The organism is Frigidibacter sp., assembly GCF_030695035.1.
Classification (GTDB): Bacteria; Pseudomonadota; Alphaproteobacteria; order Rhodobacterales; family Rhodobacteraceae; genus Frigidibacter.
In genome coordinates this window covers 92,426-115,902 of sequence record NZ_JAUYTT010000005.1, presented here as the reverse complement: position 1 = coordinate 115,902, position 23,477 = coordinate 92,426, and the positions used below count along the sequence as shown (strand labels likewise).

21 protein-coding genes are annotated in these 23,477 nt (G+C 66.6%); 7 read left to right on the top strand and 14 right to left on the bottom strand.

Annotated elements, in window-relative coordinates; genetic code table 11:
• Positions 1–6: 6 nt before the first annotated feature.
• The gene (locus Q8S30_RS02540) at positions 7–948 is read left to right on the top strand and encodes a LysR substrate-binding domain-containing protein (protein ID WP_305664466.1); all 942 of its coding nucleotides are present in this window, start codon (positions 7–9) and stop codon (positions 946–948) included.
• A gap of 7 nt (positions 949–955) precedes the next feature.
• On the opposite strand, the gene Q8S30_RS02535 is transcribed toward Q8S30_RS02540, so the two are convergent.
• The 6 genes from Q8S30_RS02535 to Q8S30_RS02510 form a co-directional block, all read right to left on the bottom strand.
• Positions 956–1,915 (bottom strand): 2-hydroxyacid dehydrogenase, encoded by a 960-nt coding sequence (locus Q8S30_RS02535; RefSeq protein WP_305664465.1) that lies wholly within the window; start codon positions 1,913–1,915, stop codon positions 956–958.
• A 14-nt stretch (positions 1,916–1,929) separates the two neighbouring features.
• Positions 1,930–3,588 carry a gamma-glutamyltransferase gene (gene ggt / locus Q8S30_RS02530; RefSeq protein ID WP_305664464.1) on the bottom strand — a complete coding sequence of 553 codons (1,659 nt, stop codon included), beginning with the start codon at positions 3,586–3,588 and terminating at the stop codon, positions 1,930–1,932.
• Positions 3,589–3,749: 161 nt separating this feature from the next.
• Entirely contained in the window at positions 3,750–4,466 is a 717-nt protein-coding gene (locus Q8S30_RS02525) for an HAD family hydrolase (RefSeq protein ID WP_305664463.1), read from the bottom strand.
• A gap of 52 nt (positions 4,467–4,518) precedes the next feature.
• Positions 4,519–5,427: a D-amino acid aminotransferase gene (locus Q8S30_RS02520; RefSeq protein WP_305664462.1), complete on the bottom strand. Its 909-nt coding sequence runs from the start codon at positions 5,425–5,427 to the stop codon at positions 4,519–4,521.
• A 51-nt stretch (positions 5,428–5,478) separates the two neighbouring features.
• Positions 5,479–6,357 (bottom strand): PfkB family carbohydrate kinase, encoded by an 879-nt coding sequence (locus Q8S30_RS02515; protein ID WP_305664461.1) that lies wholly within the window; start codon positions 6,355–6,357, stop codon positions 5,479–5,481.
• Positions 6,358–8,625, bottom strand: a complete 2,268-nt coding sequence (locus Q8S30_RS02510; protein ID WP_305664460.1) for an NADP-dependent malic enzyme — start codon at positions 8,623–8,625, stop codon at positions 6,358–6,360.
• Positions 8,626–8,795: 170 nt separating this feature from the next.
• Here Q8S30_RS02510 and mutS point away from each other — a divergent pair, with 170 nt between their 5' ends.
• The gene (gene mutS / locus Q8S30_RS02505; RefSeq protein WP_371135431.1) at positions 8,796–11,426 is read left to right on the top strand and encodes a DNA mismatch repair protein MutS; all 2,631 of its coding nucleotides are present in this window, start codon (positions 8,796–8,798) and stop codon (positions 11,424–11,426) included.
• 232 nt (positions 11,427–11,658) lie between these two features.
• Here the strand turns inward: mutS and Q8S30_RS02500 are convergent, their stop codons facing one another.
• Together Q8S30_RS02500 and hrcA are read right to left on the bottom strand one after the other, a co-directional pair.
• On the bottom strand, positions 11,659–12,201 hold the full coding sequence (locus Q8S30_RS02500; RefSeq protein ID WP_305664458.1) for a nucleotide exchange factor GrpE: 543 nt from the start codon (positions 12,199–12,201) through the stop codon (positions 11,659–11,661).
• 3 nt (positions 12,202–12,204) lie between these two features.
• Positions 12,205–13,272 carry a heat-inducible transcriptional repressor HrcA gene (gene hrcA, locus Q8S30_RS02495; RefSeq protein WP_305664457.1) on the bottom strand — a complete coding sequence of 356 codons (1,068 nt, stop codon included), beginning with the start codon at positions 13,270–13,272 and terminating at the stop codon, positions 12,205–12,207.
• A gap of 145 nt (positions 13,273–13,417) precedes the next feature.
• Here hrcA and rph point away from each other — a divergent pair, with 145 nt between their 5' ends.
• Genes rph through Q8S30_RS02470 form a run of 5 tightly spaced genes read left to right on the top strand, consistent with a single transcriptional unit; the run spans position 13,418 to position 16,617 of the window.
• Positions 13,418–14,131: a ribonuclease PH gene (rph, locus tag Q8S30_RS02490; RefSeq protein WP_305664456.1), complete on the top strand. Its 714-nt coding sequence runs from the start codon at positions 13,418–13,420 to the stop codon at positions 14,129–14,131.
• The gene (gene rdgB, locus Q8S30_RS02485; protein ID WP_305664455.1) at positions 14,131–14,739 is read left to right on the top strand and encodes an RdgB/HAM1 family non-canonical purine NTP pyrophosphatase; all 609 of its coding nucleotides are present in this window, start codon (positions 14,131–14,133) and stop codon (positions 14,737–14,739) included. Before rph ends, rdgB begins: the two co-directional genes overlap by 1 nt.
• The gene (locus Q8S30_RS02480) at positions 14,736–15,110 is read left to right on the top strand and encodes a RidA family protein (RefSeq protein ID WP_305664454.1); all 375 of its coding nucleotides are present in this window, start codon (positions 14,736–14,738) and stop codon (positions 15,108–15,110) included. The genes rdgB and Q8S30_RS02480 overlap by 4 nt, the downstream gene beginning before the upstream one ends.
• A gap of 2 nt (positions 15,111–15,112) precedes the next feature.
• Positions 15,113–16,264 carry a radical SAM family heme chaperone HemW gene (gene hemW / locus Q8S30_RS02475; RefSeq protein ID WP_305664453.1) on the top strand — a complete coding sequence of 384 codons (1,152 nt, stop codon included), beginning with the start codon at positions 15,113–15,115 and terminating at the stop codon, positions 16,262–16,264.
• Positions 16,264–16,617 (top strand): YbaN family protein, encoded by a 354-nt coding sequence (locus Q8S30_RS02470; RefSeq protein WP_305664452.1) that lies wholly within the window; start codon positions 16,264–16,266, stop codon positions 16,615–16,617. The genes hemW and Q8S30_RS02470 overlap by 1 nt, the downstream gene beginning before the upstream one ends.
• Here Q8S30_RS02470 and Q8S30_RS02465 read toward each other — a convergent pair.
• The 6 genes from Q8S30_RS02465 to rho are packed head-to-tail and all read right to left on the bottom strand — an operon-like array spanning position 16,592 to position 23,373.
• Positions 16,592–17,497 carry a ParB/RepB/Spo0J family partition protein gene (locus Q8S30_RS02465; RefSeq protein ID WP_305664451.1) on the bottom strand — a complete coding sequence of 302 codons (906 nt, stop codon included), beginning with the start codon at positions 17,495–17,497 and terminating at the stop codon, positions 16,592–16,594. The two genes, Q8S30_RS02470 and Q8S30_RS02465, sit on opposite strands and share 26 nt — an antisense overlap.
• An 11-nt stretch (positions 17,498–17,508) precedes the next feature.
• The gene (locus Q8S30_RS02460) at positions 17,509–18,315 is read right to left on the bottom strand and encodes a ParA family protein (protein WP_305664450.1); all 807 of its coding nucleotides are present in this window, start codon (positions 18,313–18,315) and stop codon (positions 17,509–17,511) included.
• Positions 18,308–18,919 (bottom strand): 16S rRNA (guanine(527)-N(7))-methyltransferase RsmG, encoded by a 612-nt coding sequence (gene rsmG / locus Q8S30_RS02455; protein WP_305664449.1) that lies wholly within the window; start codon positions 18,917–18,919, stop codon positions 18,308–18,310. Before rsmG ends, Q8S30_RS02460 begins: the two co-directional genes overlap by 8 nt.
• The gene (gene mnmG / locus Q8S30_RS02450; protein ID WP_305664448.1) at positions 18,916–20,781 is read right to left on the bottom strand and encodes a tRNA uridine-5-carboxymethylaminomethyl(34) synthesis enzyme MnmG; all 1,866 of its coding nucleotides are present in this window, start codon (positions 20,779–20,781) and stop codon (positions 18,916–18,918) included. The genes rsmG and mnmG overlap by 4 nt, the downstream gene beginning before the upstream one ends.
• A 12-nt stretch (positions 20,782–20,793) precedes the next feature.
• Complete coding sequence (gene mnmE, locus Q8S30_RS02445; protein ID WP_305664447.1) at positions 20,794–22,068, bottom strand: tRNA uridine-5-carboxymethylaminomethyl(34) synthesis GTPase MnmE; 1,275 nt, start codon at positions 22,066–22,068, stop codon at positions 20,794–20,796.
• 24 nt (positions 22,069–22,092) lie between these two features.
• Positions 22,093–23,373: a transcription termination factor Rho gene (gene rho / locus Q8S30_RS02440; RefSeq protein WP_305664446.1), complete on the bottom strand. Its 1,281-nt coding sequence runs from the start codon at positions 23,371–23,373 to the stop codon at positions 22,093–22,095.
• Positions 23,374–23,477: the final 104 nt, after the last annotated feature.

The following is a 23,477-nucleotide window of genomic DNA, read 5'->3' as shown; positions in this document are numbered from 1 at the left end:
CTGCATATGAATACCGGGATCGACCTTCGCCAGCTTCGCTATTTCGTCTGCCTCGCAGAGGAGCTGCACTTTGGCCGCGCAGCCCAAAGGCTTGGCATCGCGCAGGCCCCGCTCAGCCAACAGATCCGCGCGATGGAAGAACGGCTTGGCGTGGCGCTGTTCCACCGCACCACCCGCCGCACCCGGCTGACGGCGGCGGGCGATACGCTGCTGCGCCACGCGCGCGGCCTGCTGGGGGGAATGGACCTTGCCGTCGCGCAGACCCGCGCGATGGCAGGGGAGACGACGGGCCGGATCACCGTCGCAGGCGTCAATCTAGCGATGACACATGTGATTCCGCCAATCCTTGCGGAGTTCCGCAAGGCCTGGCCGGCGGTCATCGTCGATATCATCCACCTCAGCACCTCGGAACAGCTGCGCAGGCTTGAACTGGCCGAGATCAACGTCGCCTTCATCCGCCCGACCGAACGGCCGCCCCATGCGCAGGTGGAGACACTGATGCGCGAGGGGTTCGTTGCGGCGCTGCCCACGGGCCATCGGCTGACGGCGCAAGAGTCGGTGAGCCTGCAGGACCTCGCGCAAGAACCCCTGATCGGCTATGCGCCCATCCTTGGCGCCAGCTATGCCACGCTGCTGATGAACGAGTTCCGGCGCGCCGGCCTGCATCTGCGGATCGTGCAGGAATGCACCCACACCACCTCGGTCGCGGCGCATGTCGCCTCGGGGCTGGGGGTGGCGGTGATGCCGGCCTGGATCACCAATATCCGCTCGCCTTACCTCGAGTTCCGCCCCGTCCCGGAGCTGCCCCGCGCCATCGAGCTGGTGGCGGCATGGCCCGGGGGGGAGAGCTCGCCCATCGTTCTGGACTTCCTCGAAACCACGCGCCGTGTGTCACGGCGGATCGCGGGCGAGCTTGGCATGGATGCTGTCGGCACGGACGCGCCTTGACCTGCGGTCAGACGAGGATGTCGATCTCGCGCGGGGCCTTGCCCGTCTCGATGGCCTGAAGATTGCCGAACATGCGGGTCAGCGAGGTCGCAAAGCTGTCGGCCGAGATTGCAGCGATATGCGGCGTCAGCACCACGCGCTCCAGCCCCAGCAGCGGGTTGCCGGGCTGGATCGGCTCGGCCGCGAACACGTCGATGCCGGCGCCGCGCAGCCGGCCCTCGCGGATCGCGTCGGCCAGTGCCTGTTCGTCCAGCACCCCGCCGCGGGCAGCGTTGATCAAGATCGCACTCGGCTTCATCAGCGCCAGTTGATCGCGGCCGATCATGTCGCGGGTGGAGGCGTTCAGCTCGCAGTTCAGCGTCACCACATCGGCCGTGGCCAACATCTCCGCCAGTGGGGCGAAGCGGATGCCAAGCTCCGCCTCTTCCGTCGCAGGCAGCGGGCTGCGCTTGGTGTAGATCACCGTGCAGCCAAAGCCGCGCAGAAGCCGGACCAGCGCCTTGCCGATATATCCCATGCCGACGATCCCGACCGTCTTGCCCGACAGCGTCATCGAGGTGGGCGCAAGCGAGCCCTTCAGCCAGTCCCCACCGAGGATGCCCACATGTCCCCGCACCAGATTGCGGTTCACCGACAGGATCAGCCCCAGCGTCGTTTCTGCCACCGTCACCGCGTTCGACCCCGTGGTCCGGAGCACCCGCACTCCGTGTTGCCGGGCGGCTTCGAGGTCGATCCCGTCATAGCCGACGCCCCATTTGTGCACGGCCTTCAACCCCGGCGCCGCCATCATCGCCGCTGTCACCGGCACATCGCCGGTGATGGCATATTGCGCGCCGCTGATCGCCGCAAGCTGATCCTCGGGCGAACGGGAGGCGGCCGTCGTCAGGTTCCACCCCGCCGGCAGGAAGGCCGCAATCCGCTCCAGCCGGTCGGGCATGGCAGGGTCGAGCATCACAACAGTGGTCATCGGAATCTCCGTGGTCAGATCTGAAAGCGCACGCCCGGGCGCGCAAGGCCGCCGCCCTGTGCCATGACGGTGCCATCGGCGCGCCAGCAGGCGGCACCGGTCATCATGCCGTCAGGGTCAAACGCGATGGCGTTCATACCGCCGCCGATGGTCTTGGCCAGCTGCACCTTATGCCCCCTCGCCCGCAGCGCATCGGCCATGCCCGCATAGGCCGGCTCCAGCTCGACATGCGGGCCGTCGGTCCAGAGGCGCGGCGCCTCCACCGCCTCTTGCAGAGTCATGCCGTGGTCGATCAGGTTGACGATGGCCTGCATGGCGGATGGGAAGATCCGCACCGCCCCCGGCAGCCCAAGCGCATAGAGCGGGCGGCCGTCCTTCAGCACCATCATCGGCGCCATCGAGGTCGGCACCCGCTTGCCCGGCGCGATCGACAGCGCCTGCCCCGGGTGCGGGTCATAATTCAGCATGTAGTTGTTGGGGATGATCCCGGTTCCCGGCACCATGATCCGCGCGCCGAACAATCCGTTGAGCGTGTGGGTGGAGGCGACGACATTTCCCTCGCGATCCGCCACCGTCAGATGCGTCGTGTCGCGGCTTTCATGGCCCTGCACCCCGGGCGCGCCCGGCTGCGCCACATCGCGCAGGCGACTTTGGCAGGCGAGGGCGTAGTCCTCGGAGATGAATTTCCCGACCGGCACATCCACGAAATCCGGGTCGCCCGAGGCGGCGCGGCGGTCCTCGAACGCCACGCGGATCACCTCGGCCAGCAGGTGCAGGCTGTCGGCGCTGCCGAAGCCCATGCCGCGAATGTCATGCGGCTCCAACATGTTCAGCATCTGCGCGACATGCACGCCCGAGGAGGCGGGCGGCGGTGGCCCGGCGATGATGTGGCCGCGGTAGCTGCTGAAGATCGCCTCGCGTTCGACCACGCGGTAGGCCGCCAGATCGTCCAGCGTCACATGGCCGCCGCTGGCCAGCCGGTCCACCAAGGCCCGCCCGAGTGCTCCGCCATGCAGTGCGTCCGCGCCCTCGGCCTGGATCAGCCGCAGGCTCTCTGCATAGTCCGCCATCACAAACCGGTGGCCGACCGGCACCGGCGCGCCACCCGGCAGGAACAGCCGCGCCATCTCGGGATCCGCCAGCAGGTCTTGCTGATGCTCACGCAGGGCGCCGTGCAGGTAGTTGCTGACCACAAAGCCGGAGGCCGCCGCCCGGATCGCCGGGGCGATCACATCGGCAAAGGGCAACTTGCCATAGCGTTCATGCATCAAACACCAGCCGCGCAGATTGCCCGGCACCGCCACGGCCGAGGCGCCGACCATGTTGCGCCGGCCCGCGGTGTCCATATAGGTCGGCGGCAGGTCCGACACGGTCTCGAACATGTCCGGCCGCGCGCCCTGCCCCGCGACGGACAGCGCGTCGATCACCACATGCCGGCCATCCGCCAACCGGATATGGGTGATACCGCCCCCGGCAATGCCGACCATCATCGGCTCGACCACCGTCAGCGTCAGCATCGCCGCCACGGCCGCGTCGATGGCATTGCCCCCCACCGCCAGCATCTCATTCCCCGCGGCGGAGCCAAGCGGGGCGTTGGTGACCACCACACCCAAGGCACCCGAGGCGGGGCGCTTTTCGCAGGTGAACGGCAGGGGAGATCTTTGATAATCCACGCGAAACCCTTCTGGATGGTCGGCGAACCCTTTGGATCCCGGGGGATCGGGTCAGAGCCCAACTCTAGCGCGGTCGGCCGCCGGGTAAACCCGCCTTCGGTGCTTGACCAAAGGCGGTATCTGGCCGAAACAGTCTCTATTCCGGCCAAAAGCACGACTTTTCAGATCTTGAACGCCACCAGCCGTTCGTAATGCGGCAGCGCTTGATCGGCCAGCGCCTGATACTCTGGCGAGAGCTCCGGCAACGGGCCTTCCGGCTCTTCGAAGCCGGTGGAGCGATGCACCGCGCCATACCAGTGCGGGGCCCAGATACCGTCGGAGGGGTGGCCTCCGGCGGGCCAGGTGAGCATGTTGTCGGTGAAGGGGATGCCGATGGACTGGCACAGTTTCTGAAGCGTTTCCCTCGGGTTAGCGCGGATGTCGAGGCTGTCGACAACGACCGGGGGGTGGCCCAGCCAACCCGTCACCTCGTCGAACAGTTCCGCCTGCTGGACGAAGCCGATGTCGGGCAAGGTCGGCCCTTCGCGCTTCTTTGCGTAGCTGGCCACCACCCGGGCAGGATGACGGATCAGGAACACGTTCACGCAGTCGCGCATGAAGCCGCGACCCACGCCCGGGATCATGTGGACGGTCATGTGTTTTTGGTAAAACAGGCTCTGTTCCTGCGGAATCGGGCCGGAACAGGCGGCTGCCACCTTGCCCGGATCCGCCTCATGCGCCGCCAATATCTCCGCCCGCATCGGGTGATCAAGGCCGGTGGCGGCGAGGTAGGCGGCATAGAACGGCTCGTCCCAGACGGCGCAATCGCCGCGGGCGGCGAAGGCGTACATCATCGCAGTCGAGAGGTTGCGGGGGCCTGACCACATGGCGATCCGCATCATGCAGAACCCATGCAGAAGTTATGCAGATACCATACATACGATTGCCGCATCATGCCGCCACGAGTCCCTTGTAGAGCCCGCGCAGACGCTGGGTCATCGGGCCCATCTCGCCGTTGCCGATCACTCGCCCGTCGATCATGCTGACGGGCGTCTGCGCGCCGAAGGTGCCGGTCAGGAAAGCCTCATCGGCGGAGTAGGTATCGACGAGGGAGAAGTTCCGCTCGAACACCGGGATGCCGTTGTCGCGGCACAGGCGGATGACCTTGCCGCGGGTGATGCCGTTCATGCAGTAGTCGCCGGTGCTGGTCCAGACCTCGCCCTTGCGGACGATGAAGAAGTTGCAGGCGTTGGTGGTGTTCACGAAGCCATGCAGGTCGAGCATCAACGCCTCGTCCGCGCCGGCCTTTTCGGCGGCGATGCAGGCGAGGATGCAGTTGAGCTTGGAATGCGAGTTCAGCTTGGGGTCCTGCGTCATCGGCAGGCCTCGCAGATGCGGCACGGTGGCCAGCCGGATCGGGCGCGGGATCTTGGGACGGGAATGTTCCATGATGATCACCATCGTCGGGCCGGATCGGCTGAGCGAGGGGTGCTGGAACGGCCGGTGCTTGACGCCGCGGGTGACCATCAGCCGGGCATGGGCATCGGTCTGCATGGCGTTGGCTTCTTGCGTGTCGAAGATTGCCTGCTTCACCTGATCGGGGGTCAGGGCGATGTCGAGGTCGATGGCCTTTGCCGCCTCGAACAGGCGTTCGATATGTTCATCGAGGAAGGCCCAGGTGCCGTCGTAAAGGCGGATGCCCTCCCACACGCCATCGCCCAGCATGAAGCCCGAATCATAGACGCTGACCATCGCCTGCGCCTTGGGCACCACGCGGCCGTTGACCCAGATCAGGATCTGTTCGTTGCGGGCATCGTCTTCGGCCTGGTGGGTGGTGACGTGGTCGGCGGTGTCGGTCATGGGCGCGCGCTCCTGCTTTGGCGGAAGGTTAGGCGGGCAGACGGGGGAAGCCTAGCCCCGCTGCGACAGGAAATCCGTCACTTCGGACAGGTCGGGGATCGCGTCGGCGGTGCCGGCCTTCGTGACCTTCAGCGCGGCGGCGGCAGCGGCAAGGGTCAGCGCCTGTGCCGGGGTCTGTCCGGCATCGAGGGCAGCGGCGAAATAGCCGGCGAAGGTGTCGCCGGCGCCGGTGGTATCGACGGCCTGCACCTTCAGTGCCGCAGCGTGGGCGCGGGCGCCGGTGGCGTTGGAGACCCACTCTGCCCCGTCCTTGCCGCGGGTGACGAGGAGTTCGGGGACCGGCACCTGATCCAGCGTGCACCCCAAAGCGGCGCAGAGCTGGTCCGCCTCCACCGCGTTCAGGACAAGGATGGAGGTATGGGGCAGCATAGCCTGCACCGCATCAGGGTCGAAGGGCGCGGCGGAGCAGATCACCCGCGCGCCCTGCGCCCGGGCGAGGGCTGCGGCGGCAGGGGCATGGGCGGTTTCGTTCTGCACCAGAAGCGTGTCCGCCGGGCCGATGCCGACCAGCGCCGCCTGCACGGTGGCAAGGTCGAGCGCCTGATTCGCGCCGGGGAACAGCACGATGCTGTTTTCCGCGGACGGATCGACGGTGATGATCGCGTGACCGGTCGGCACCGGCAGCACGGCGATCTGCGCGACATCGACGCCGTAGCCCGCGATGCGGTCCCGCGCCCATGCACCCTCTGCCCCAACTGCGCCGATATGCAGCACCCGCGCCCCGGCCCGCGCCGCCGCGACCGACTGGTTCGCGCCCTTGCCGCCGAGGCCGACCGTGTAGTGGGTCGCCGCCAGCGTCTCACCGGGCGCCGGCAGATGCGGCACCCGGTAGACATGGTCGATATTGATCGAACCGAGGTTGTAGATCATCTAGCCCAGCTGCCCCAGCCGACAGGCGGCGATGGTCGCCATGTTGAGGATATCGTTGACCGTGGAGTTGGTAGAGCAGATCTGGATCGGCTTTTCGACGCCGGTCAGGATCGGCCCGATTACCGTGGCGCCGGCCATTTCCTGCATCAGCTTGACCGAGATGCTGGCGGAATGCCGCGCCGGGACCACCAGCACGTTGGCGGGGCCGGTGAGACGGCAGAACGGGTAATGCGCCATCTGCTGCGGATTCAGCGCCACATCGACGGTCATCTCGCCATCATATTCGAAATCCACGCCCCGGGCATCGAGCACCTGCGGCGCGATATGCATCTTGGTCGCACGCTCTGACACCGGATAGCCGAAGGTCGAGAAGGAGAGGAACGCTACGCGCGGTTCCAGCCCCAGCCCGCGGGCCACCTGCGCACCGCGCTCGGCGATATTGGCAAGGTCATGCTCGTCGGGCCATTCATGCACCAGCGTGTCGCCGATCAGCACGATCTTGCCCTTGTGCAGCACGGCGGTGATGCCGACGGCGCCATCGGAGGCCTGGGCGTCGAAGACGTGGTTGATCAGCTCCAGCACATGCGCCGATTTGCGGGTGGCGCCGGTGACCATGCCATCGCCATGGCCATGCGCCAGCATCAGCGCCGAGAACACATGCCGGTCGCGCGAGGCAAGCTTGTGGACATCCTCGCGGTCGAGGCCCTGACGTTGCAGGCGGCGGTAGAGGAAGTCGCGATAGGCATCGAGATGGCGGGTATTGGCGGCGTTGACCACCTGCAGCTCGCGGCTGGCATCGCCGAGGCCGGCGGCTTCGAGTTTCTCCTTCACATCCGCCTCGCGCCCGACGACCAGCGCCTGACCAAGCCCGGCGCGTTGCCAGGCGACGGCGGCGCGCAGAACGCGGGGGTCATCGCCTTCGGCAAAGATCATGCGGGCCTGCGCGCGCTTGGCGCGGGCGTGGATGCCCTGCAGGATGCTGGCGGTCGGGTCCATCCGGGCGCGCAGGGATTGCGCATAGCCGGCCATGTCGATGATCGGGCGGCGGGCGACGCCGGTATCCATGCCGGCCTTGGCCACGGCTGGCGGGATCACGTAGATCAGCCGCGGATCGAAGGGGGTGGGGATGATGTAGTCGCGCCCGAAGCTCAGCTTGCGGCCATAGGCCATCGCCACCTCATCGGGCACATCCTCTCGCGCCAGTTCGGCAAGGGCGCGGGCGCAGGCGATCTTCATCTCGTCATTGATCGCGCGGGCGTGGATGTCGAGCGCGCCGCGGAAGAGGTAGGGGAAGCCGAGGACGTTGTTGACCTGATTGGGATAATCGCTGCGGCCGGTGGCGACGATGGCATCGGCGCGCACGGCATGGGCCTCTTCGGGCGTGATCTCGGGGTCGGGGTTCGCCATGGCGAAGATCACCGGGTTGTCGGCCATGCTGGCGACCATGTCCGCGGTGACCGCGCCCTTGGCAGAGACGCCGAGGAACACATCGGCGCCCTTCATCGCGTCATCCAGCGTGCGCGCCTCTGTGCGCGCGGCATGGGCCGATTTCCACTGGTTCATGCCCTCGGTGCGGCCCTGATAGATCACGCCCTTGGTGTCGCACATGATGCAGTTGTCATGGCGGGCGCCCATCGACTTCAGCAGTTCAAGGCAGGCGATGCCCGCGGCGCCCGCGCCATTGAGGACGATCTTCACATCCTCGATCTTCTTGCCGGTAATCTCCAGCGCGTTGATCAGGCCCGCGGCGCAGATCACCGCCGTGCCGTGCTGGTCGTCATGGAACACTGGAATGTCCATGATTTCCTTCAGGCGCTGCTCGATGATGAAGCATTCGGGGGCCTTGATATCCTCAAGGTTGATGCCGCCGAAGGTGGGGCCCATGAGGGAGACCGCCTTGATGATCTCCTCCGCATCCTCGGTATCCAGCTCGATGTCGATGGCGTTGACGTCGGCGAAGCGCTTGAACAGCACCGCCTTGCCCTCCATCACCGGCTTGGAGGCCAGCGCGCCGAGATTGCCCATGCCAAGGATCGCGGTGCCGTTCGAGATGACGGCGACCATGTTGCCCTTGACGGTATAGTCATAGGCCGTCTCGGGCCGGTCCGCGATGGCCTGCACCGGCACCGCAACGCCGGGACTGTAGGCGAGGCTCAGGTCGCGCTGCGTGGCCATCGGCGTGGTGGCGACGATCTCGTATTTCCCGGGCGTCGGGTCGAGATGATAGGCCAGCGCCTCTTCGGGCGTGATGCGGGTCTTGATGGACATGTGGGGCTGGCTCCTCCTGCAAGCCTGCGCGTTCTAGCGCCCCTGCAGCGTTGTCACAACGCTTTGTGCAAGCCGCGCCGCGGCAGGGGGCCTTTTCGCGCCCGCCCCGCTCCGCTAGGGTCCGGCGTCACAAAAGGGAGTGCCGCGTGTCCGAACCGACCGTCACGCCGATGATGGCGCAATATCTGCAGATCAGGGAGGCCAATCCGGGGGCGCTGCTGTTCTACCGGATGGGCGACTTCTACGAGATGTTCTTTGACGATGCCGTGGCCGCCTCGGCCGCGCTCGACATCGCGCTGACCAAGCGCGGGTTGCATCTGGGGCAGGATATCCCGATGTGCGGGGTGCCGGTCCATGCCGCCGAGGGCTATCTGCTGACGCTGATCCGCAAGGGCTTTCGTGTGGCGATTGCCGAGCAGATGGAAGACCCGGCCGAAGCGAAGAAGCGCGGCAGCAAATCGGTGGTGGCGCGCGATGTGGTGCGGCTGGTGACGCCGGGCACCCTGACCGAGGAAAGCCTGCTGGAGGCGCGCCGCCACAACTACCTCGCCGCCTGGGCCGAGGTGCGCGGCGAGGCGGCGCTGGCCTGGGCCGATATCTCCACCGGCGAGTTCCGGGTGATGGATTGCCCGATGGTGCGGCTGGCACCGGAGCTGGCGCGGCTGGCCCCCCGCGAGGTGCTGGTCAGCGAGGCGCGAGAGGCCGATTGTGCAGGAATAGTCTCTGATTTCCGCGCCGCGCTGACGCCGCTGTCGCGGGGGTCATTCGACAGTCTGGGCGCGGAAAAGCGGCTCTGTGCCTTGTATGGAGTCGGCAGCCTGCAGGCCTTTGGCAGCTTCGGGCGGGCCGAACTGTCGGCGATGGGCGCGCTGGTCGACTATCTGGAGCTGACGCAGCGCGGCAAGCTGCCGCTGCTGCGCGCCCCGGTGCAGGAAATCGCCGGGGCCGCGATGCAGATCGATGCGGCGACACGGCGGAACCTGGAGCTGACGCAGGCGCTGTCGGGCGGGCGCGAGGGCTCCTTGCTGGCGGCCATCGACCGGACGGTGACGGCGGGGGGCGCACGGCTGCTGGAACGGCGGATCTCGGCGCCCTCGCGCGACCTTGGCCAGATCCGCGCGCGGCTGGAATCGGTGCGATTCCTGCTGGAACAGAGCCGCTTGCTTGAGGATCTGCGCGAGGATCTGCGCCGCTGCCCGGACATAGACCGCGCGCTGAGCCGGCTGGCGCTGGACCGCGGCGGGCCACGCGATCTGGTGGCGATCCGCACCGGGCTGGAGCAGGCAGAACGCATCGCGGCGCGGTTGGCGGGGGCGGAGGCTCCGGGGCTGCTGGCCGAGGCTGTGGCGGCGCTTGGCGGACAGGAGCCGCTGGTGGCATTGCTGGGCGCCGCGCTGGCCGCCGAACCGCCGCTGCTGGTGCGCGATGGCGGCTTCATCGCGCCGGGCTTCGACGCGGAACTGGATGAGACGCGCGCGCTGCGCGACGAAGGCCGCGGCGTGATCGCACGGATGCAGGCGGAGTATATCGAACGGACAGGGATTCCCGCGCTGAAGATCAAGCACAACAACGTGCTGGGATATTTCATCGAGACGACGGCCACCCATGCCGAACGGATGCTGGCGCCGCCGCTGAACGAGACCTTCATCCACCGCCAGACCACCGCCAATCAGGTGCGCTTCACCACGCTGCCGCTGAACGAGATGGAAACGCGGATCCTGAACTCGGCCAATCACGCGCTGGAGATCGAAAAGCGGCTCTATGACAGCCTGAAACGCGCGGTGATGGAGCAGGCGGCGGCGATTGGCGAGGCCGCGCGGGCGCTGGCCGGGATCGATCTTGCTGCGGGGTTCGCCGATCTGGCGGCGGGCGGCGACTGGTGCGAGCCGCTGGTGGATGACAGCCGCGCCTTCGTGGTGGAGGCGGGGCGGCATCCGGTGGTGGAGCGCGCGTTGAAGCGAAGCGGCGCGCCCTTCGTGGCCAATGACTGCGCGCTGACGGAGGGCGGCACACCGGCGATCTGGCTGCTGACCGGGCCGAACATGGCCGGCAAGTCGACCTTCCTACGGCAGAACGCGCTGATCGCGCTGCTGGCACAGGCGGGGGCCTTCGTGCCGGCGGCCCGGGCGCATGTCGGGCTGGTGAGCCAGCTTTTCAGCCGCGTGGGCGCGGCGGATGATCTGGCGCGGGGGCGGTCGACCTTCATGGTCGAGATGGTGGAGACGGCCGCGATCCTCAATCAGGCCGATGACCGGGCGCTGGTGATCCTCGATGAGATTGGCCGCGGCACGGCGACCTATGACGGGCTGTCGATCGCCTGGGCAGTGCTGGAGCATCTGCATGGCGCCAACCGTTGCCGGGCGCTCTTTGCCACGCATTACCATGAGATGACCGCGCTCGCCGCCAAGCTGGAGGGGGTGGAGAACGCCACCGTCCGGGTGAAGGAATGGGAGGGCGAGGTGATCTTCCTGCACGAGGTGCTGCGCGGCGCGGCCGACCGCAGCTATGGCGTGCAGGTGGCGCGGCTGGCGGGCCTGCCCACGGCGGTGATCGAGCGCGCCAAGGTAGTGCTGGAGGCGCTGGAAAAGGGCGAGCGCGAGGGCGGCGCAAGGCGGCAGGCGGTGGTGGATGACCTGCCGCTGTTCAGCATGGCGCGGGTGGCCCCTGCCCCGGTGCCTGTGGTTTCAAGGCCTTCGGTGCTGGAGGAACGGCTGGCAGCGCTGCATCCCGACGAGATGACGCCGCGCGAGGCACTGGCGGCGCTCTATGCGCTCAAGGCGGCGCTGGCGGAGCGGGAGTAAGCGGGGGCCAGCCCCCGCACCCCCGGGATATTTAGGCCAAAACGAATGAGCACGGCCCGCACCAATCCCCTGGCGCGGGCCGCTTCGTCTTGGACGGTCATCGGCGTCCCCGCCTGTACCGTGCCGCCACTCTGGCGGCGTATGGTTAAGAACTCGTTACCTGCTTCGTTTTGGTCCAAATATCCCGCGGGGGGTGCGGGGGGCGCGAAGCCCCCCGCTGCAACGGCAGGGCTCAGGACTTCGGCGTCGAACTCACGCCCACCTGCGCCGGGCGCAGCAGGCGGTCATGCAGCATGAAGCCTTCGGTCGCCACCTGGATGATGTCACCGGCCTTGGTGCCGGGCAGCGGCGCCTCGAACATCGCCTGGTGCTGCTGCGGGTCGAAGCGGTCGCCGACCTGGGGCACGATCGGTTCCATCCCGTGCTTGGTGAACACCTTGATCAGCTCGCGCAGCGTCAGCTCCACGCCCTCGATCAGCGCAGAAGCCGCGGCGCGCTGTTCATCCCCTGCCGCATCCAGCGCGCGGCGGAGCGCATCATAGACCGGCAGCAGGTCGCGGGCGAGCTTGGAGCCGCCATATTGCTCGGCCTCGCGCCGGTCACGTTCCGCCCGTTTGCGCGAGTTCTCGGCATCGGCCAGCGCGCGCATGAAGCGGTCGCGGAATTCGTCGCGCTCGGCGCGGATGGCCTCGATCTCGTCGAAAGCCGCCTCGTCCGCCGGTTCGGCGATCTGGGCCTGGTCTTCCAGGATTTCGTCCTTTTTCATCTCGCTCATATTCTATCCCTTGCCCCGGTCGGACAGCAGACGCCCGACCAGCTGCGCCGTGTAATCGACAATCGGCACGATGCGCCCGTAGTTCAGCCGCGTCGGTCCGATGACGCCGACGGCGCCGATGATCTTACGGTCAGCGTTCATATAGGGAGAGACCACCAGAGAGGAACCCGAAAGTGAGAAAAGCTTGTTCTCTGACCCGATGAAAATGCGCACCCCGTCGCCGGTTTCGGCGAGTTCGAGGAAATCGGCGATGTCGCGCTTGCGTTCGAGGTCATCGAAGAGGCTGCGGATACGGTCGAGTTCCTCGGCTTCGGCCGCGCCGACGAGGTTGGAGCGGCCGCGAACGATCAGCCGCTCATAGGGGAGGCCCTCGTTTTCCCACAGGGCGATGCCGCTTTCGACCATTTCGCGGGCGAGGCCGTCGAGCTCCTGCCGGCGCAGGGCGATTTCGCGGCCCATATGGGTGCGAAGCTCGGAAAGGGTGCGGCCCTCGGCAAGCGCGTTGAGGAAATTGGCCGCCTCGCGCAGCGAGCTGGGGGTCTGGCCGGCGGGCGGGCGGAAGACGCGGTTCTCGACATGGCCATCGGCGAAGACCAGCACGACCAGCGCGCGGTCGGCGGCGAGGCTGACGAATTCGATATGGCGGATCGGGGCTTCATGCTTGGGGGCCAGCACCAGGCTGGCGCCGCGGGTGATACCGGAAAGGGCAGAGCCGACGCGGTCCAGTAGCGATCCGACATCGGGCTCGTTGCCGCCCATGGTGGCGTCGATGCGCTCGCGGTCCGCGGCGGAGACGGTGGAGACCTCCATCAGCCCGTCCACGAACATCCTGAGGCCCAGCTGGGTCGGGATCCGGCCGGCCGAGATATGGGGGCTGTCGAGCAGGCCGAGATATTCCAGATCCTGCATCACGTTGCGGATCGTCGCGGCGCTGACCTTTTCGCTCATGCTGCGGGTCAGGGTGCGCGAGCCAACGGGTTCGCCATTGTCCAGATAGCCCTCGACCACACGGCGAAACACCTCGCGGCTGCGGTCATTCATTTCAGCGAGGATTCTGGACCCGTCGTTCATCATTCCCGTCCTATCGCGCCGGCCCATTAGAAAGGCTGCGGGGCTGGCGTCAACGCTGCTTTGCATGGGGTGTCGGGGCAGTCCGGGGTTGCATCGCGCCGGGTGCGGCCTGTAATTGGCCGCAAACGCGAAGAAAGGAAAGCCCATGCGCCCCTCTGGCCGGAAACTAAGCGAAATGCGCCCGATTTCAATCGAAACGGGGGTCACCAAACACGCCGAAGGATCTTGCCTGATCAAGGTCGGCGAGACCCATGTGCTGTGCACCGCCTCGCTGGAGGAAAAGGCGCCGCCCTTCCTGAAGGGCACCGGCAAGGGCTGGGTCACGGCGGAATACGGGATGCTGCCCCGCGCCACCCATACCCGCAACCGGCGTGAGGCGGCTGCGGGCAAGCAATCGGGCCGCACGCAGGAGATCCAGCGGCTGATCGGCCGGGCGCTGCGGGCGGGCGTGGATACCCGCGCTCTGGGGGAGCGGCAGATCACCGTGGACTGCGACGTGATCCAGGCCGATGGCGGCACGCGTTGCGCCTCGATCACCGGGGGCTGGATCGCGCTGCGGCTGGCAGTGAACAAGCTGCTGAAAAGCGGGCAGATTTCCACCGACCCGATCCTGGAGCATGTGGCGGCCGTCTCCTGCGGCATCTATGCGGGGCAGCCGGTGCTGGACCTCGATTACCTCGAGGACAGCGAGGCGGGCACCGATGGCAACTTCATCCTGACCGGATCGGCCAAGCTGATCGAGGTGCAGATGTCGGCCGAGGGCGCGACCTTCTCGCGCGGCGAGATGGGGCAGCTGCTGGACCTGGCCGAGGCCGGGATTGCAGAGCTGGTCGCGGCGCAGAAAGCGGCGGTGGCGTAATGGCGCGGTTCGAGGGCGACCGCCTGCTGGTTGCGACCCACAATGCCGGCAAGCTGGAGGAAATGGCGGCGCTGCTCGCCCCCTTCGGCGTGACGGTGGTGGGCGCGGCCGAACTTGGCCTGCCGGAACCGGCAGAGACCGAGAGCACCTTTGTCGGCAATGCGCGGATCAAGGCCCATGCGGCTACGAAGGCCACGGGCCTGCCGGCGCTGGCCGATGACAGCGGCATCGAGGTGGATGCGCTGGAGGGCGCGCCCGGCGTCTACACCGCCGATTGGGCGGAAACGCCGAACGGGCGCGACTTCGTGATGGCGATGACCCGGACCTGGGCGGAGTGCGAGGCGAAGGCGGCACCCCTGCCCCGCACGGCGCGGTTCCGCTCCACGCTGGTGTTGGCCTGGCCGGATGGGTCGGATCAGGTTTTCGAAGGCAAGGTCGAGGGCACTCTGGTCTGGCCGATGCGCGGCGCAGGCGGGCATGGCTATGACCCGATGTTCATGCCGGTTGGCCATGACATCACCTTTGGGGAAATGGATCCGGCGCTGAAGAACACGTTCAGCCACCGGGCCGATGCCTTCGCCAAGTTCGTTGCGGGGTGTTTCGCATGAAACGTATCTCTTCCGGCTCACCCTTCGAAGCCACGATGGGCTACTCCCGCGCCGTGGTGAAAGGCGGTTGGTGCTTCGTGTCGGGCACCACCGGCTATGATTATGCGACGATGACCATGCCCGAGGATGTGGCGCAGCAGGCGCAGAACTGCTTTGCCACGATCCGCGGGGCGCTGACCGAGGCGGGCTTTGCGATGGAGGATATCGTGCGCGTGCAATACACGCTGACCGATGCCGCCTTGGTCGATGCCGTGGTGCCGGTTCTGGGCGCGCATCTGGGCGAGATCCGCCCTGCCGCCACGATGGTGATTGCCGGGTTGATCCGCCCCGAGATGCTGATCGAGGTCGAAGTCACGGCCTTCCGGGGCTGAGCATGGACGATTGGCAGAACGGCGGGTTCGGACTTTATCTGCACTGGCCGTTCTGCGCCTCCAAATGCCCCTATTGCGATTTCAACAGCCATGTCGCGGCGGAAATCGACCAGTCGCGCTGGCAGGCGGCCTATCTGCGCGAGATTGACCGGGTGGGTGCGGAAACGCAGGGCCGCGTGCTGAACACCGTGTTCTTCGGCGGCGGCACCCCCAGCCTGATGGAGCCGGATCTGGTGGCGGCGATCCTGGACAAGGTGCGCGCGACCTGGCCGATGGGCAATGATGCCGAAATCACGCTGGAGGCGAACCCCGGCAGCGTCGAGGCCGGGCGCTTCCGCGGCTATCGCGATGCCGGGGTCAGCCGGGTGTCGATGGGCGTGCAGGCGCTGAACGATGCCGATCTGCGCCGTCTGGGGCGGCTGCATTCGGTGGCGGAGGCGCGGGCGGCCTTCGACGTGGCGCGGGGGACGTTTGAGCGGGTCAGCTTCGATCTGATCTATGCGCGGCAGGACCAGACGCCAGAGGCCTGGGCGGCGGAACTGCGGCAGGCGCTTGGGATGGCGATCGACCACCTGTCGCTGTACCAGCTGACCATCGAGGACGGCACCGCTTTTGGCGCGCGCCATGCCGCGGGCGGGCTGCGAGGGTTGCCCGGCGAGGATAGCGCCGCCGACATGTACCATCTGACGCAGGATATCTGCGAGGCGGCGGGGATGCCGGCCTATGAGGTGTCCAACCACGCCCGCGACGGGGCGGAGAGCCGGCACAACCTGATCTACTGGCGCTATGGCGACTATGCGGGGATCGGCCCCGGAGCGCATGGGCGGCTGACCCTGGGCGGGGTTCGCCATGCGACAGAGACAGAACTGGCCCCCCTGCGCTGGCTGAAAATGGCTGAGGCAGGGAATGGCGAAACGGTTCGTGAACCGCTGGCCTTGAAAGATCAGGCAGCGGAATATCTGTTGATGGGCCTGCGGCTCGCCGAAGGCATCAGCCTTTCTCGGCTGTCTGTGCTGGCGGGCGGCAAGTTGGAGACGAAGGCGGTGACGGGTTTGCAGGAACTTGGGCTGATCGAGCAGCAGGGCGACCACCTGCGCGCGACCCGCGACGGGCGGGCGGTGCTGAACGGCGTGATCCGGGAGTTGATGGGCTGATGCGGATCTTCTGGGCAGGCCTTGGCTGGATCGCACTGGCCTGCGGGTTGATCGGGGCGGTTCTGCCGCTGATCCCGACGGTGCCTTTCGTGTTGCTGGCGGCCTTTGCCTTCGCGCGGTCGTCAGAGCGGGTGCATGACTGGCTGCTCTCGCACCCCGTCTTCGGCCCGTCGATCGTCAGCTGGCGCGAGCGCGGGGCGATCAGCCTGACCGGCAAGCGATGGGCCACCGCCTCCTTCGTCGTCAGCATCGGGCTGGGGATATGGATGGGCTTGCCGCCCTATGCGCTGGCGATGCAGGGGCTGGCGCTGGCCGGCACCGCCGCCTTCATCTGGTCTCGGCCGAGCGCATAGACGACAGGGCGCGGCACAGCTCGTCCAGATCATCCAGCGTGCGATAGGCGATGCTGAGGCTGCCGCCCTGCTCTCCCTTGTGGTCAATCTGCACTTTCATACCAATTGTAGCGCTCAAGTCGAGCTCAAGCACCCGCGTGTCGGCGTCCTTTTCCGGAGCCTGAGACTTGCGCGGGGCTGCCTGCGTGGGCGCAGCAGGCCGTTTCGCAAGGCTTTCCGTCTCGCGCACCGACAGCCCGCGGGCGATGACCTGCGCGGCGAGTTCTACGGGATTGTCGGTGGTGATCAGCGCGCGGGCATGGCCTGCCGTCAGCCGCCCCTCGCGGACATGGTCCAGTACCGGCTGCGGCAGGTTCAGCAGGCGCAGCAGGTTGGCAATGTGGCTGCGGCTTTTCGACAGGCCTTCGGCGATCTTTTCCTGCGTATGGCCAAAGCGGTCCATCAGCTGCCGATAGGCCATCGCCTCCTCGACCGGGTTCAGGTCGGCGCGCTGGATATTCTCGATGATGGCGACTTCCAGAACCTCGGTATCGTCCAGATCGCGCACCACCACCGGCAGATCATGCACCTGCGCCAGCTGCGCCGCGCGCCAGCGCCGCTCGCCAGCGACGATCTCATAGGTACCACCCGGGCGTTCGCGCACGATCAGCGGCTGGATCACACCCTTCTCGCGGATCGAGGCCGCCAGTTCCTCCAGCGCCTCTTTCGGGAAGTCGCGGCGCGGCTGATTCGGGTTCGGCACCAGCTTTTCCACCGGCACGCGCTGATCGGCGCGGCGCGGCGCCTCGCGTGGGCTTTCCGCGGTGGTAATGTTCACATCGGCCATCAACGCCGAAAGTCCGCGGCCCAGGCCCCGGCGTTCGATCTTTTTCTCGGACATTTTGCTCTCCCTCAGGCTTCGGCCATCGTCCGCGCCAGCAATTCGCTTGCAAGCGCCCGGTAGGCCTGGCTGCCCTTCGACAGCGTGTCATAGGTCAGCACCGGCACGGCATAGGACGGTGCTTCGGACACCCGAACGTTGCGCGGCACGACGGTGGTGAACACCAGATCCCCCAGCGTTTCGCGCGCGTCATTCTCAACCTGCTGCGACAGGTTGTTGCGCATATCATGCATGGTCAGCACGACGCCCTCGATCCGCAGGTTCTGATTCGCGGTCTGCCGCACCTCGCGGATCGTCAGCATCAGCTGCGAGAGGCCTTCGAGCGCAAAGAATTCCGCCTGCAGCGGCACCAGCACCGAATGCGCCGCGACCATCGCGTTGACGGTCAGCAAGCTCAGCGAGGGCGGGCAGTCGATCAGGACGAAACCAAAGCCATAAGCGTCAATCGCCGGCTGGCGCAGCGCGTCATAGAGCAGGTGGCTACGTTTTTCGTTTGAAACCAATTGGATGTCGGCCGAGCTGAGATCTGTCGTCGCCGGGCAGATCCAGACATTCGGGCTGTCCGTGGCGCGGATCACATCCTCCAGCGCGGCATCTTCGATGAGCAGATCATAGGTCGTCAGGCCGCGGTGTTGCGCCTCGATCCCGAATCCAGTGGAGGCATTGCCCTGCGGATCAAGGTCGACCACCAGCACCCGGTGGCCCAACTCGGCCAGTGCAGCGGCGAGGTTGATCGCTGTGGTGGTCTTGCCAACGCCGCCCTTCTGGTTGGCGATGGCAATGATGCGGGGGCCCGCGGGCCGAGTCGGATCAGACACGAGACACACCTTCGATTTCCAGGATGACCGCGTGGGGATCGGTCTTGCTGGGGTGTTCTCGCAGGTCGAAGCGCCAGTCCGCAAGGGATTCGACGACCTCGGACCGATGCGTCGCACCTTTCGGGAACAGGGCGTGGCCGCCGGGTGCCAAATGCTGCTCGGCGAAGGCCAAAAGCTGCGGCAGAGCGGCCAGCGCGCGAGCGGAAAGCACGTCGGCGGCGAGCGGCGGGAGAGACTCGATGCGGTCAGCGATGACCTTGGCGTGGAGGCCGGTTTCGCGAACGACCGCTGAGAGGAAGGCGGCCTTGCGGCCGTCTGATTCGACGAGGGTAACTGTGAGGTCAGGCATCGATTCGGCTGCGAGAATCGCAATCACCAGGCCCGGAAAGCCGCCGCCCGAGCCAAGATCGGCCCAGTGGTGCGCCGTCGGCGGGCACAGCTCGAACAGTTGCGCCGAATCGGCGAAGTGGCGGGTTTGGAGATCAGCAAGGGAGGACTTCGACACCAGATTGATGGCCGGGTTCCACTTCACCAGCAGCGCGGCATAGGTCGCCAGCCGCTCCGATGTTTCACGTGAAACATTTAACCCCAGATCGCCGCTCATCCCGCCGCCCGCTGCCGGCCGATTTGCTTCAACCGCGCGAGGATCAGCGTCATCGCCGCCGGCGTCATCCCGTCGATCCGTCCCGCTTGGGCGAGGCTGCCCGGCTGGATCCGCGCGAGCTTGCCTTTGAGTTCATTGGACAATCCGCCAAGAGCGGCATAGTCGAACGCTTCCGGGATCTCATGGCTTTCGTCGCGCTGCATCGCCTGAACGTCAGCATCCTGCCGGGTGATGTAGTTCGCATAAAGCGCATCGCGGGCGATCTGCTCGCGGATCTCTGGCGCAAGATTCACCAGTTCCGGGTCCACCTGCTGCAGCTGATCGAACCCGACATCGGCGAAGGAGAGCAGCGCGAACCCATTACGACGCACGCCATCCTGTCCGACGCGGATCCCCACGGCGGCGGCCTCGGTGGGCGACAGGCTCATCGCCTCCAGCCGCGCCCTGCCCTCTGCCATCGCTTCCATCTTGTGGCCGAACGCCCGCGCCCGGGCTTCGCTGACGCAGCCGAGCGACAACGCCAGAGGCGTCAGCCGCTGGTCGGCATTGTCCGCGCGCAGCGACAGCCGGAATTCGGCGCGCGAGGTGAACATGCGGTAAGGCTCCGTCACCCCCCGAGTCACCAGATCGTCGATCATCACGCCGATATAGCTGTTCGAGCGCGAGAAGATCACCGGATCCCGCCCCTGCGCCACCAGCGCCGCGTTCAAGCCCGCGACCAGCCCCTGCGCCGCCGCCTCCTCATATCCTGTGGTCCCGTTGATCTGACCCGCAAGATAGAGGCCCGGCACAGCCTTCAGCTCCAGCGTCGCCGACAGGGCGCGCGGATCGACATAGTCATATTCAATGGCATAGCCCGGCTGCAGGATGGTCACATTCTCCAGCCCGCGCATCGAGCGGACATAGTCGTGCTGCACATCCTCGGGTAGCGAGGTCGAGATGCCGTTGGGGTAGACGGTCGGGTCGTCGAGCCCTTCCGGTTCCAGGAACACCTGATGCGAGGTCTTGTCGGCGAAGCGCACCACCTTGTCCTCGATCGACGGGCAATAACGCGGGCCGACGCCCTCGATATGGCCGCCATACATGGCCGAGCGGCCGAGGTTGTCGCGGATGATCTGGTGGGTGTGCTCGTTGGTATGGGTGATGCCGCAGCCGATCTGCCGCGCGGCGGGCACCTTGTTGAGGAAGGAGAAGACGACCGGATCGTCGTCACCCGGCTGCTGCTCCAGCACCGTCCAGTCGATGGTACGCCCGTCAAGTCGTGGCGGGGTGCCGGTTTTCAGGCGGCCAAGCGGGAGGTCCAGAGCAGAGAGCCGCTCCGCCAGCGGGATCGAAGGGCGGTCGCCCATGCGTCCACCGGGCCGGCGCACATCGCCGATATGGATCACGCCGCGCAGGAAGGTGCCGGAGGTCAGCACCACGGAGTGCGCAGTCAGGCGCGAACCATCGGCCAGCAGAACGCCGGCAACCCGTTGACCGTCCATCACAAAATCAGAGACTTCGCCCTCAATGACCGTCAGCCCAGGACGCGCCGCCATCTCCGCCTGCATCGCCTCTCGGTAGAGCTTGCGGTCCGCCTGGGCGCGCGGCCCCTGCACGGCCGGGCCCTTGCGGCGGTTCAGCAGGCGGAACTGGATGCCGGCCTTGTCGGCCACGCGGCCCATCACGCCGTCCATCGCGTCGATCTCGCGCACCAGATGGCCCTTGCCGAGGCCACCAATCGCCGGGTTGCAGGACATCACGCCAATCGCATCGGCGCGCAGCGTCACCAGCGCCGTTTGCGCACCGACGCGCGCCGCGGCTTGCGCAGCTTCGGAGCCAGCATGGCCGCCGCCGATGACGATGACGTCAAAATGTTTCACGTGAAACACTCCTCACTTCCCGATGCAGAAACTGGCAAAGATCTCACCCAGCAGATGCTCCACATCGACACGCCCGACCAAGGAGTCAAGGGCGCGGATCGCATGGCGCATATCTTCGGCGGCCAGCTCTGCCCTGTCCGCGCCGTTCAATACCTCAACCTTGGCGGATTCCAAAGCCGTTACCGCACGGAGGATCGCCAGGCGGTGCCGCTCCCGCGTCACAACCGCGGCACCGGCGGCGCGGGTTTCGAGGGTCGTCGTGATCCGGGCAATGAGGTTCGCAACCCCTGCCCCGGTCTTGCCGGAGACGCCGCCGCCGGCATCGGCCTTGCCGCGCAAGACGATATCTTCCGGCAGCGGGATCAAGCCGTCGGGAAGCCCGTCCTCCGCAATCAAAAACACCCGCAGGTCAGCGCCCCGCGCCCGCGCCATCGCACGCTCGACCCCGATGGCCTCCACCGCATCCTTGGTTTCACGCAGTCCAGCGGTATCCAGGATCGTCACCGGCAAGCCAGCCAGATCCATGCGCACCTCGATCACGTCGCGCGTGGTGCCGGCATGTTCCGAGGTGATCGCCGCCTCGCGCCCCGCCAAGGCATTGAGGAGCGTTGATTTTCCCGCATTCGGCAGCCCGACGATGGCCACCTCAAACCCGTCCCGGATTCGCTCTGAAACCTTCGCGCCCTCGGCCTCAACCCGCAGCTCCGCCATCACAGCTTCCAGCAACGCCGTCACCTCCGGCGTCACATCCACTGGCACATCTTCATCGGCAAAGTCTATGGTCGCCTCGATCAGCGCAGCGGCGCGGATCAGCTGCCGGCGCCAGCCCTCAGCGCGCGCCCCAACAGCACCCGACAGCACCCGCATCGCCTGTTTGCGCTGCGCCTCGGTTTCCGCTTCGATCAGGTCCGACAGGCCCTCGACCTGCGCGAGGTCGAGGCAGCCATTCTCCAGCGCCCGGCGAGTGAACTCGCCCGCTTCCGCCATCCGCAGGCCGGGCCGGTCGCCCAGAACCCGCAGAACGGCGGAAACCGTGGCCGTAGAGCCGTGCAGATGCAGCTCGGCCACCTGTTCGCCGGTGAAGCTGGCCCCCTGCGCGAAGCACAGCACCAGCGCCTGATCCAGCACCTCGGCCCCATCGCGCAGCACCCGCAGCGCGGCCACCCTCGGCCCCGGCACATCGCCGGCCAGATCCCGCACCGCAGCCCAAGCCAGCGGGCCAGAGATGCGAATGACCGCAACCCCGGCCCGGCCACGCGCAGAGGCCAGGGCGAAGATCGTATCCATCGACGGGGCTCCTGAAGCGGCTGGTTAGCCGTTCATTGAATCGAAGAAGTCCGAGTTGGATTTCGTCTGTTTCAGCTTGGAAATCAGGAACTCGATGGCATCGGTGGTGCCCATCGGGTTGAGGATCCGGCGCAGGACATAGGTTTTCTGCAGGTCTTTCTGGTCAACCAGCAGATCCTCTTTCCGCGTGCCCGACTTCAGGATGTCCATCGCCGGGAAGACGCGCTTGTCGGCGACCTTGCGGTCCAGCACGATTTCCGAGTTGCCGGTGCCCTTGAACTCTTCGAAGATCACCTCGTCCATCCGGCTGCCGGTGTCGATCAGCGCCGTGGCGATGATGGTCAGCGAGCCGCCTTCCTCAATATTCCGCGCCGCGCCGAAGAAGCGCTTCGGCCGCTGCAGGGCGTTCGCATCGACACCGCCAGTCAAAACCTTGCCCGAGGACGGCACCACAGTGTTAAAGGCGCGACCAAGTCTTGTGATCGAGTCCAGAAGGATCACAACATCTCGTTTATGCTCAACAAGCCGCTTAGCCTTTTCGATGACCATCTCGGCCACCGCAACGTGCCGCGTGGCGGGCTCGTCGAAGGTCGAGGAGACGACCTCGCCCTTGACGCTGCGCTGCATGTCGGTGACTTCCTCGGGCCGCTCGTCGATCAGCAGCACGATCAGATAGCATTCCGGGTGGTTGGTCGCGATCGACTGGGCGATGTTCTGCAGCAGCACGGTCTTGCCCGTGCGCGGCGGCGCCACGATCAGCCCGCGCTGGCCTTTGCCGATGGGCGAGACCAGGTCGATGATCCGGGCAGAGCGGTCGCGGATCGTCGGATCCTCGATCTCCATCTTCAGCCGTTCGGTCGGGTAGAGCGGCGTCAGGTTCTCGAAGGCGACCTTGTGGCGGGCTTTCTCGGGGTCGGTGAAGTTGATAACCTCGACCTTGGTCAGCGCGAAATACTTCTCTGTCTCCCCCGGAGAGCGGATCAAACCCTCGACAGTGTCGCCGGTGCGCAGCGAATACTGGCGGATCATGTCGGGCGAGACGTAGATGTCATCCGGGCCCGGCAGATAGTTCGCCTCGGGCGAGCGCAGGAAGCCGAAGCCGTCCTGCAGCACTTCCAGCACACCATCGCCGCCGATCTCATAGCCTTCTTCATCGGCATATTCGCGCAGGATCGAGAACATCATCTCGCCCTTGCGCATGGTCGAGGCGTTCTCGATTTCCAGCTCTTCGGCCATCGCCAGCAGGTCGGCGGGGCTTTTCGCCTTCAGTTCGGCAAGGTTCAGGCGTTCTTGGGTCTCGGTCATGGCACTCGGACAAATGATGGCGCGCCCGGCAAGCGGGCATTGCGGCAGAGGAATGGGAAATGCGTCGGGCCGAATGGCCCCGCTGACCCGGTCACATAAGCGCG